The sequence below is a fragment of the Halomonas sp. genome, assembly GCF_041689495.1.
In the GTDB taxonomy this organism is placed as follows: Bacteria; Pseudomonadota; Gammaproteobacteria; order Pseudomonadales; family Halomonadaceae; genus Halomonas.
The window spans coordinates 1-2,060 of the sequence record NZ_JBDNGD010000173.1 but is presented as its reverse complement, the minus strand read 5'-3'; the positions used below and the strand labels follow the sequence as shown (position 1 = coordinate 2,060).

2 protein-coding genes are annotated in these 2,060 nt (G+C 62.6%); both read right to left on the bottom strand.

The genetic code is table 11. The features are described 5' to 3' along the window. Positions 1-1,721 (bottom strand): BREX system P-loop protein BrxC (gene brxC / locus ACESMD_RS06010; RefSeq protein ID WP_372611268.1); only part of this gene is annotated, 1,721 nt, incomplete at its 3' end. Positions 1,722-1,833: 112 nt separating this feature from the next. Continuing rightward, positions 1,834-2,060 (bottom strand): DUF1788 domain-containing protein (locus ACESMD_RS06005; protein ID WP_372611266.1); only part of this gene is annotated, 227 nt, incomplete at its 5' end.

Sequence of the window (2,060 nt, the reverse complement as noted above, 5' to 3'; positions counted from 1 at the left end):
TTGTTCTCGTCGCTGCTGGTTATCTCGGTGGCCTTGATCTTGCGCGTGATGTCGCGCTCTTCGTTGGTGAGGAACAGGTACTCCTCGCCGTTGCGGGTGACCAGGCTCTCCTTCTCCAGGCGGGCCAGGGTACCTTCCAACCGCTCGCGGATGGCCAGGCGGTCGTCGTCGATGCGGGTGATGGCGAGCGTGACCAGGTTATCGAGGGTGCCCTTGACCAGATCCACGTAGCGGATCATGAACAGGGTGCGCAGGATCTCCACATCGAACTCATCCAGCGCCACGTTCTCGCTGGCCTGGTCGATGGTGCGCTTGACCGCGGTATCGAGGAAACCCTCCACGGCGTGGTAGAAGTTGTGCATCGGCACCAGGACGCCGACCTCCTGATCGCTGACCGCCTTGGCGGCCATCTGGAAGGCGTCGAGCATGGAGCGCTCGCCGTAGGCCAGATGCGCGCCGGTGGCGCCGACCTTGCGAATCTCCTCGAAGACCTTCTGGACCAGCTGGAAGTGGTACGGCACGAAGGGGTAGTTGGCGATGAAGCTCTCTGCGCCATCGACGTTCTTGAGCGTGGGGCCGGAGCGGTCGAAGGTGAGCTGGTTGCGCAGGATCGAGCCCTTGGCCTCGAACACGCCGGCCAGCTCATCGCTGGCTTCTGGCTTCTTGGCCAGCAGGCGCTTGCGGATCACCTCGTCGGAGTTGGAGCTGGAGAGCGACAGGCGGGTCTTGAAGCGCCCGGCGATCTTCGAGAAGTCGTTGGCCTTGGCGGCGGTCATCTCGCCGAGCACCGCGTCCATGTCAGCCTGTGAGGTGACCACGATCCAGGCGCGGCCGCCGCAGATGGTGCCGAGGTTCTCGGTCAGCGTCTGCAGGGTCAGCATCAGCCGGGTATTGCTGCCGATGAACTGCCCCACTTCATCGACCATGAAGACGATGCGCTGGGTCGGCGATTTCGCGTCCAGGTACTCTTTCACCCAACGGCAGAAGTTCTCCACCGAGACGCTGAAGGTCTCCTCCGACTCCTCGAACCACTTGTGGGCGGCATCCGGCGAGAGGTCCAGTGCCTGGCTGATCGCCTGCTCGATGTCGTCCTGATAGAACTGGAAAGCGTCGCGTTCCTTCTCCCAGACCTTGCCGCTGGCTTGTTGAAACGCCTCACCGAAGCGATCGTATGCGCCGCGTTGGGCCAGGTGGCGCTCCATGTGGGCGATATGCGGATGGTCGCCGCTGAAGCCCTGGTACTCGTTGAACACCCGCAGGAAGACGTTGAGGATCGGGTTGCCGGCGTCGTTGGAGCTCGCCTTGCTGTCGATGTTGAACAGGATGACGTCCGCCGGCTCCTGCACCGCCTTGGCGATGTCGGCGCGGATCATCGAATCGTGCAATTTCTGCTCGTCGAAGAAGTCAGCGGCGCGGCGCACCTTGCCGGCGTCGTCCTCGGCCTCGATGTTAGCCAGCAGGTAGGCGAGTGCCTTGAGGAAGTGCGACTTACCGGAACCGAAGAACCCCGAGATCCATATCCCGACCCGGTTGGCGATGGAGGGGTCGCTGAGCGGCGTGGCGTAGGACTCGAAGAAGGCGCGGAAGTGCTTCTCCAGCTCGTTGGTCACCACGTACTCATCGAGTTCCTGGTAGACCGTTTCGCGGTCCTTCTGGTCGGCCTTCACCACCCCGTTGATGGGGCGATGCAGGCGTTTCTTGAAGAGGTCCTGGATACGCATGTCCAATCGATTCCTTAACGGGCAGCGCCTCGCCCCGGGAACTGGGCAAGGCGCTCAACAAAACGGGCTACCGGGCAGCGGCGCTGCCGGCCATGGTCAGGGCGCTCATTCTTCAGGGCACTAACGAGAAGGCGCGGTAGTAGTGGTTGCTGGCGATCTGATTGAACAGGGTCAGGCTCTGACCGTCGTAGCTGCCAGGATAGAAGAGCACCAGCGGCTTATGGCCCAAACGGCCGTGCAGGGCGTTGAGCAGGCTGTGGGCACGCATCACCGGCCAGACGCTACCCACGCCTGACATCAAGACGATATCGGGATCTTCCGACAAGGCGTGTCGGATCA